Origin of the sequence: Arthrobacter terricola (assembly GCF_004354015.1) — a bacterium.
Taxonomy (GTDB): domain Bacteria; phylum Actinomycetota; class Actinomycetes; order Actinomycetales; family Micrococcaceae; genus Arthrobacter; species Arthrobacter terricola.
This window is the reverse complement of sequence record NZ_SMRU01000063.1, coordinates 1-8,765: the sequence shown is the minus strand read 5'-3', so window position 1 is coordinate 8,765 and position 8,765 is coordinate 1. Positions and strand designations below refer to the sequence as shown.

The 8,765-nt window shown below is 62.1% G+C and carries 4 protein-coding genes and 1 rRNA gene; 4 read left to right on the top strand and 1 reads right to left on the bottom strand.

Features of this window, described 5'->3' with window-relative positions; translation table 11 throughout:
• A partial coding sequence (locus E1809_RS25780; RefSeq protein WP_205754343.1) for a DUF3417 domain-containing protein occupies positions 1–522 on the bottom strand: 522 nt, incomplete at its 3' end.
• 131 nt (positions 523–653) lie between these two features.
• Between E1809_RS25780 and E1809_RS25775 the strand changes: the two genes are divergently transcribed.
• The 4 genes from E1809_RS25775 to E1809_RS25760 form a co-directional block, all read left to right on the top strand.
• Complete coding sequence (locus tag E1809_RS25775) at positions 654–2,732, top strand: alpha-1,4-glucan--maltose-1-phosphate maltosyltransferase (RefSeq protein ID WP_235835783.1); 2,079 nt, start codon at positions 654–656, stop codon at positions 2,730–2,732.
• Between the two features lie 5 nt (positions 2,733–2,737).
• Positions 2,738–4,534 carry a maltose alpha-D-glucosyltransferase gene (gene treS, locus E1809_RS25770; RefSeq protein ID WP_133207072.1) on the top strand — a complete coding sequence of 599 codons (1,797 nt, stop codon included), beginning with the start codon at positions 2,738–2,740 and terminating at the stop codon, positions 4,532–4,534.
• A 1-nt stretch (position 4,535) separates the two neighbouring features.
• On the top strand, positions 4,536–8,213 hold the full coding sequence (gene glgB, locus E1809_RS25765; RefSeq protein ID WP_133207071.1) for a 1,4-alpha-glucan branching protein GlgB: 3,678 nt from the start codon (positions 4,536–4,538) through the stop codon (positions 8,211–8,213).
• 486 nt (positions 8,214–8,699) lie between these two features.
• A 16S ribosomal RNA gene (locus tag E1809_RS25760) occupies positions 8,700–8,765 on the top strand; the annotation flags it as partial.

The following is an 8,765-nucleotide window of genomic DNA, read 5'->3' as shown; positions in this document are numbered from 1 at the left end:
CAGCACCGGGTAGGTTTCCTGCTGCCACGCATCCCGGGACAAGGACTGCTTGAAATACCCCGCCTGATACAACAAACCCACACCGATCAACGGCACCCCAAGATCCGAGGCCGCCTTCAAATGATCCCCGGCCAGGATCCCCAAACCGCCCGAGTACTGAGGCAACACCTCCGTGATCCCGAACTCCGGGGAAAAATACGCAATACACGACGGAACATCCCCGCCCAGCCCCTGATACCACCGCGGCTCACTGAGGTACCGGTCCAAATCCGCAGCAGCCCCCTGAACCCGCTCCACAAGCTCGTTGTTGGAGGCGAGTTGTTCCAGTTGGTCGCGGCTGATCGAACCAAGAAGGCTGATGGGGTCGTGCCCGCTTTCCTCCCACAATTCGCGGTCGAGGCTCGCAAAGAGTTCGCGGGTCGGCAAATGCCAGGACCAGCGCAGATTTGTTGCGAGCCGTGCCAAAGGACGGATCGGTTCGGGGAGCAGGGTACGGACTGTAAACCTTCGAATTGCCTTCACGAGCGCCACACTAATCCACTCGATGGACGGCAGGAACAGCTTTCGGTTTCTTTTAGGTAAATGACAGATTGCGCGGAAGAGTCTGGGGTGCCCCTTAGCAAAATGTGATTTTTCTCGCTAACGTCGGGGGTGTGACCACTACTGCGACACCGCGATCCAGCTCAGCATCCAAGTCCAAGCAGAAGGCCGATATCACCGAAGGTCTCAGGTTCGGCAGGTTTCCCATTACCGCCGTGCAGCCTGTCATCGAGGAAGGCAGGTTCCCGGCCAAGGCCTTGTCCGGCGAAGACATAGTGGTAGGCGCCACGGTCTTCCGTGAAGGCCACGACCAGTTGGGCGTAAGTGCCGTCCTCCTCGATCCCAAGGGCAAGGAGCGCCAAAGGGTCCGCCTCGCCCCTGCGCCTGGCGAACGCGGTAAAGGCACCGATCGCTGGGAAGGACTCGTCACCCCGACGAGCACGGGAGCATGGTCCTTTGTCATTGAAGCGTGGCATGACCGTTACGGCACGTGGCACCACAACGCCGAGGTCAAGGTTGAAGCCGGCATCGACGTCGAACTGATGCTCGCCGAAGGCACCGCACTCCTGGCGGAAGCCGCTGAGGAAGCCGGTCGCAGCGCCGCGGACAAGCGCATCCTGCGCTCCGGCTCCGAGGGCCTCGCCGATCGCGAGAGGACCGCCGAAGAGCGCCTCGCCGCCGGGTTCAGCCCCGAGGTGATGGACGTCGTTGAACGCCAACCGATCCGCGAACTCGTCGCCTCTTCCAAACAATTCCCGCTCCTCGTGGAACGCGACCTCGCTGGCCGCGGTGCCTGGTACGAGTTCTTCCCGCGGTCCGAGGGCGCTGTTTTCGATCCCGTCGCGGGAACGTGGACGTCAGGAAACTTCACGACGGCGGCCAAGCGCCTCGACGCCGTCGCGGACATGGGCTTCGACATTATTTACATGCCCCCGATCCACCCGATCGGCTTCCAGCACCGCAAGGGTCGCAACAACACCCTGACCCCGGGCCCGCAGGATCCGGGCTCGCCGTGGGCCATCGGTTCCAAAGACGGCGGTCACGACGCGATCCACCCGGACCTCGGATCGTTCGAGGACTTCGACGCCTTCGTGGCGCGCGCCAATGAACTCGGCCTCGAGGTGGCCCTGGATCTCGCGCTCCAGGCGGCGCCGGACCATCCTTGGGTCCAGAGCAACCCGGAATGGTTCACCACCCGCGTTGACGGCAGCATCGCCTATGCCGAAAACCCGCCGAAGAAATACCAGGACATCTACCCGCTGAACTTCGACAACGATCCCGCCGGATTGTCCAAGGAGATCCTGCGGATCGTCTTCCTGTGGGTCAGCCACGGCGTGAAGATCTTCCGCGTCGATAACCCGCACACCAAGCCGGTCTGGTTCTGGGAATGGCTGATCGGCAAGGTCAATAAGAAACACCCGGACGTCGTTTTCCTCGCGGAGGCGTTCACGCGACCCGCCATGATGCACGCCTTGGGCCGTGCGGGATTCCAGCAGTCGTACACCTACTTCACGTGGCGGAACACCAAGAAAGAGCTGGAATCCTACTTCGAGGAAGTCAGCCACGTCACCCCGGCCTACTTCAGGCCGAATTTCTTCGTCAACACCCCGGACATCCTCACCGAATACCTCCAGTACGGCGGTCCGGCGGCATTCCGGATCCGGGCAGCGCTGGCCGCGACGGCAAGTCCTTTGTGGGGCGTCTATGCCGGCTTCGAACTGTACGAGCACGTTGCGCGGCCCGGGGCCGAGGAATACATCGACAACGAAAAGTACGAGTACAAGGCCCGGGATTGGGAAGCCGCGGAACGCTCGGGCCACGGCCTCGCCCCCTACATCACCCGGCTGAACGCCATTCGCAAGGCGCACCCGGCCTTGGGCGACCTGCAGAACCTGACCTTGCACCAGTGCACGGATGACGCCACGATCGTCTTCTCCAAGCACAAGACGCTGCCGGACGGCAGCAAGGACACCGTGATCGTCGTGGTGAACGTCGATCCCCACAGCGCCAGGGAGAGCTCTGTGACCCTGGACCTTTCCGCCCTTTCGTTGGACCCCGCTGACTTCACGGCCAACGGGCGTTTCTGGGTGGATGATTTGATCAGTGGCGAGAGCTGGGAATGGGGCGAGTACAACTACGTCCGGCTTGACGCCCATGTAGAACCGGCACATATTCTGAGCATCCGGAGGTAGCCTAGGTGAGCTTTAATCCGCAGACCCAAAACCAGTACTTCACGCCCAAGAACACCTTCGAGCTAAATGCTCCGGGCCTTTCCCATGATCCTCATTGGTATCGAAAGGCCGTTTTCTACGAGGTGCTGGTGAGGGCTTTTGCGGATGCCAATGGTGATGGTTCCGGCGATTTCCATGGATTGATAGACAAGCTCGACTATCTACAGTGGTTGGGGGTCGACTGCCTGTGGCTGCCGCCATTCTTCGATTCGCCCCTGCGCGACGGCGGCTACGACATTTCGGACTACACCTCCGTCCTCGACGAATTCGGCACCATCAGCGATTTCAAACGGCTCGTCGCGGAGGCCCACGCCCGGGGTGTCAGGGTTATCATCGACCTCCCGTTGAACCACACCTCGGACCAGCACCCCTGGTTCCAGGAGTCGCGCAAGAATCCTGACGGTCCCTTCGGCGATTTCTACGTCTGGAGCGACACCGACGAGAAATACCAGGACGCCCGCATCATCTTCGTGGATACGGAGGAGTCCAACTGGACCTTCGATCCCATCCGGCGGCAGTTCTTCTGGCACCGGTTCTTCAGCCATCAGCCGGACCTCAACTTCGAAAACCCCAAGGTCATCGAAGCGGTCCATGAAGTGGTCCGGTTCTGGCTGGACCAAGGGATCGACGGTTTCCGTGCGGACGCAATCCCGTACCTCTTCGAAGAAGAAGGCACGAATTGCGAAAACCTCCCGGCAACGCACGCCTTCCTGCGCGACCTCCGGAAAATGGTGGACGAGAACTACCCCGGCCGCATCATCATCGCCGAGGCAAACCAGCCGCCGCATGACGTCGTCGACTATTTCGGCACCGAGGAAGACCCGGAATGCCACATGGCTTTCCACTTTCCGATCATGCCGCGCTTGTACTACGCGCTCCGTGACCAGAAGGCCGCCCCGATCATCGAAACCCTGCGGGAAACTCCGGACATCCCTGTGGGAGCCCAATGGGGAACGTTCCTGCGGAACCACGATGAGCTGACGTTGGAAATGGTGACGGCCGACGAGCGCGCCGCCATGCTCGGTTGGTACGCTCCGGACCCCCGCATGCGTGCCAACATCGGCATCCGGCGGAGGCTCGCATCGCTCCTGGACAACTCCCGCTCGGAGATCGAGCTCATCAATGCACTGCTGCTTTCGCTGCCCGGCAGTCCCTTCCTCTATTACGGGGACGAGATCGCCATGGGAGACAACATCTGGCTCGATGACCGCGACGCAGTCCGCACCCCGATGCAGTGGAACCCGGACCGCAATGCCGGATTCTCGAATGCCGATCCCGGAAAGCTGTACCTCCCGGTGATCCAGTCGCTCGTTTACAACTACAGCATGGCGAACGTCGAGGCAGAGGCGGCCCACTCCGGTTCGCTCCTGCGCTGGACCCGGCAGATCCTCAGCGTCCGGAAAAACCATCCGGCTTTCGGCCTGGGTAACTTCCGGCACGTCCCTGCGGACCACGAAGTGGTCCTCGCCTACTTGCGCGAACTCCGGGACGATAATCCCGAAGGCGAAGACGCCGAAACCATCCTGTGCGTCTTCAACTTGTCCCAACACCCTGTGGCGGCCACGCTCGACATTCCGGACTACGCCGGCCGTGGCCTCCGGGACGTTTTCGGCGGGCAGCCGTTCCCGGGCGTCGGGACCGACGGTTCGCTGACCCTTACGCTCGGCAGCCACGATTTCTTCTGGCTCCGCGTGCGTGCGGCGGGGTCTACCGGATCCGCACCTTACACCCAGGCAATGCCGGTTCTTTCCATTGAGGGGTGACATGAATTTCTCGGCAACTACCGCAACCCAGGCAACTCTCCTCAAGGAATGGCTGCCCCGGCAGCGTTGGTTCCCGGTGAAATCGGGATCCTTTGACCTTGAATTCCTCGGTTCGTTCAGCCTCCGCTCGCCGGAGGCCGGGATCGACCTCGAGGTCCGGCTGCTGTCCGTCGCCTACGAAACGGGCGACGGCGGACAGCAGGCGGACATTGTGCAGGTCCCGCTCAGCTACCGGTCCGCTCCGGTCGACGCCTTGTCGAATGCCCTCCTCGGAGAGGTCGACGACGGCGGCGCCCCGGTGTGGGTGTACGACGCACCGCACGATGCCGCTTTCATAGCGGCGCTGCTGGACCTCATCCGGGAACAGGCATTCACGGAAACCGGCGACGGCGAGTGCGCCGCGGGCGGGTATTCCGTGCCCGGCAGCCTCCGGCTGCCTTCCGCTTCAGGGACGGTGAAGGTTTCCTCCGGTGAGCAGTCCAACACTTCGGTAATCGTCGACGACGGCGCTTCCGCCAGCATCGTGAAGCTCTTCCGTGTGCTCTCCATCGGCAAGAACCCGGAAGTGGAAGTGGGTGCGGCCTTGACGTCCGCCCGGACCACCGAAGTGCCCTCCACTCTTGGCTGGGTCACGGGAACGTGGGAGGCCCGGACGGATTCAGGCAGGGTGGGAACAGCCTCGGCGGACCTCGCTGTTGCACACGAGTTCCTCGCCGGCGGCCGTGATGCCTGGCGCCTCGCCGTCGAAGCCGCGGCAAGCGGCACGGACTTCACAGCCGAAGCACGGCAATTGGGCCAAGCCACGGCCACCGTCCACATGCGCCTCGCCGAGACCCTCGGCACCGCCAGCGAACTGGTTCCAGGCCAAGGAATCGCGCCCGAAGTAGCCCGGCGCGTCCGCCAGTCGTGGGCCGAGGCCGCTACCGCCGTCGGGCCCTATGAACCGCGGCTCGACGCGCTTCTTGACCAGCTGAACGGGATGGAGGCCGGAACTCTTCAGCGGATCCACGGCGACCTCCACCTCGGCCAGATCCTCCAAGTCCCCGGCGCCGCCGGAGAGCCGGGCCGATGGGCGATCCTGGACTTCGAAGGTGAACCGCTCCGACCCATTGAGCACCGTAATATTCCGGACGTTCCGCTGCGCGACGTCGTCGGGATGCTGCGGTCCTTCGACTACGCGGCTGGCGCGGCCGTCCGCGAGAATCCGGGATCTTTCGTCCCTGAGACGTGGGTGGACGATTGCGCCGAAGCATTCCTTGCCGGCTACAGCGACGTTACCCCCGGAAGCATAGACCGCCAGTCACCGCTCTTTGTGGCATTGTGGCTGGACAAGGCCTTGTACGAGGTGATCTACGAATTGCGGAACAGGCCGGATTGGTTGTCCATTCCGGTCAACGCAACGCGGCAGATCCTCGGCAACACGAGCGGTGGCACGCCTGCCGCCGCCACATTGGAAGGTAAGGAAATGACAGGCTCAGCACGCACCGAACGGCCCCGAGTCCCGCTGTATGTGGACGCCTCAACCTTGGGTCGGGTGGCCGCCGGCGCGCACCACGCGCCGCACTCGGTACTGGGTGCGCACCTTGACGACCACGGGCATGTCACTATCCGCACGGTCAAGCACTTGGCAAAGTCCGTAACCGTGGTCACCGAAGCGGGAACCACCCCTATGATCCACGAATCCGACGGCATCTGGGTGGCTGTCCTCGAACCCATTCAGGCCGCACACGTGCCCGACTACCGCCTCGAAGTTGTGTACGGCGATTCCGAACCCCGTACGGTCAACGATCCCTACCACTACCTTCCCACCGTGGGTGAACTGGACCTGCACCTGATCGGCGAAGGCCGGCACGAACGGCTCTGGGACGCACTCGGCGCCCACATCCAGCACTACCGTTCCCCGCTCGGCGACGTGGACGGAGTGTCGTTCTCCGTCTGGGCACCGAACGCGCAGGCCGTCCGTGTCAAGGGCGACTTCAACACCTGGGACGGACGCGAACATGCTTTGCGCTCGCTCGGTTCGTCGGGTGTGTGGGAAGTCTTCATCCCCGGTGTTGAAGAAGGCGCATGCTACAAATTCGAATTGCTCACGAAGGCCGGGCACTGGGTGGAGAAAGCCGACCCCCTCGCCTTCGGAACCGAAGTGCCGCCGCTGACGGCTTCTCGTGTGGTCGATTCCACCTACCGCTTCAAGGACGACGCCTGGATGGCGGCGCGGGCCACCAAGGATCCGCACAACTCGCCCATGAGCGTCTACGAAGTGCACCTCGGCTCCTGGCGCCTGGGACTGGGGTACAAGGAACTGGCCACGGAACTCGTGGAATACGTGAAGTGGCTGGGATTCACCCACGTCGAATTCATGCCCGTGGCCGAACACCCCTTCGGCGGTTCATGGGGCTACCAAGTGACGTCCTACTACGCGCCGACCTCCCGATTCGGCCACCCGGACGAATTCCGCTTCCTTGTGGACTCCCTGCACCAGGCGGGTATCGGCGTCATCCTCGACTGGGTACCGGCCCACTTCCCGAAGGACGCCTGGGCCCTCGCCCGCTTCGACGGGGAGGCCCTGTACGAGCACTCCGATCCACGGCTCGGTGAACACCCGGACTGGGGCACGCTCATCTTCGACTTCGGACGTACCGAGGTACGCAACTTCCTCGTTGCGAACGCCCTCTACTGGCTCGAGGAATTCCACGTGGACGGCCTCCGCGTGGACGCTGTCGCCTCGATGCTCTACCGGGACTACTCCCGCGAGGAAGGGGAGTGGTACCCCAACGTGCACGGCGGGCGAGAAAACCTCGAAGCAATTTCCTTCCTCCAGGAAGTCAACGCAACCGTCTACAAGACCCACCCGGGTGCCGTCACCATTGCCGAAGAATCCACGGCTTTCCCCGGTGTCACCGCACCCACCAACCACGGCGGCCTCGGTTTCGGCATCAAGTGGAACATGGGATGGATGCATGACTCCCTCAAGTACATCTCCGAAAATCCGGTCAACCGGCGCTGGCACCACGGCACGCTGACCTTCTCCATGGTGTACGCCTACACGGAGAACTTCCTGCTACCGATCAGCCACGACGAAGTTGTGCACGGTAAGGGATCCATGCTGCGCAAGATGCCGGGCGACCGGTGGCAGCAGCTCGCGAATCTCCGGGCATTCATGGCTTACCAGTGGGCCCACCCGGGCAAGCAGCTCATCTTCATGGGTACGGAATTCGGTCAGGAAGCCGAGTGGTCCGAGCAGCACGGCCTCGACTGGTTCCTCGCCGACATTCCCCAGCACCACGGACTGCAATTGCTGACCCGTGAGTTGAACACCCTCTACACCTCGACTCCGGCCCTGCACGAAAGGGACAACGAACCCGGTGGTTTCCACTGGATCAACGGCGGGGACGCCGACCGGAACGTCCTGACGTTCATCCGTTGGGATCGCAAGGACAATCCGATCGTCTGCGCCGTGAACTTCTCGGGTGGTCCGCACGAAGGTTATGTCCTGGGCGTTCCCTCGGCCGGTGCTTGGAAGGAAGTCCTCAACACCGACGCCGAAGTGTTCGGCGGCTCGGGCGTCGTCAACAGCGGTGAGCTTGTTGCGGAAGCACCCGGAGCGGAAGGGCAACCCGCAGCTTTGACTGTCACCTTGCCTCCGCTTGGTGTCTCCTGGTTCGTGCCTGTCGCATAGCCTGCATAGTCAAGGAGGCCCGGAAACCGTGTGTTTCCGGGCCTCCCTTCGTCTGTGTGCGTGTGATGCGTGGTGGCCATAGAGGTCGCCTCGGCCCCGGTTTTGCTTCCACGGAACAGTGGTGGTATAGTTAGTACCCGCGCTGCTCCCCAGTGGAGAACGGCAAGACTCAAATCCTAGTGAAGATTGTTCCTCACGAAGTTTGGGTCGGAAACGCCGATTTGACCCGGAGGAATGCAGCCGCTAAGATAGAAAAGTTGCTCCGGAGCGATCCTGACGGTTGTTGGGTGGTGTCGGGTGTGTCTGTTGTTTGAGAACTCAATAGTGTGCCAAGTTTGTTGATACCGATTGTTTTTTGATTGGTTGATTTGCTGGGCTGCTGCGCACCCCCGTGTGTGGTGGTCTGGTTTTTTGGCTGGTTTCAGATTTTTGCGATGCTTTGGTGGTCTTTTTCCGGCTGCCGGGTGTTGTTTTCGTTTTTTGTTTTTGACGGAGAGTTTGATCCTGGCTCAGGATGAACGCTGGCGGCGTGCTTAACACATGCAAGTCGAA

What these genes read in the sequence shown, in the direction of transcription:
- glgB (WP_133207071.1), top strand. Translation starts at nt 4,536, where the DNA reads ATGAATTTCTCGGCAACTACCGCAACCCAGGCAACTCTCCTCAAGGAA.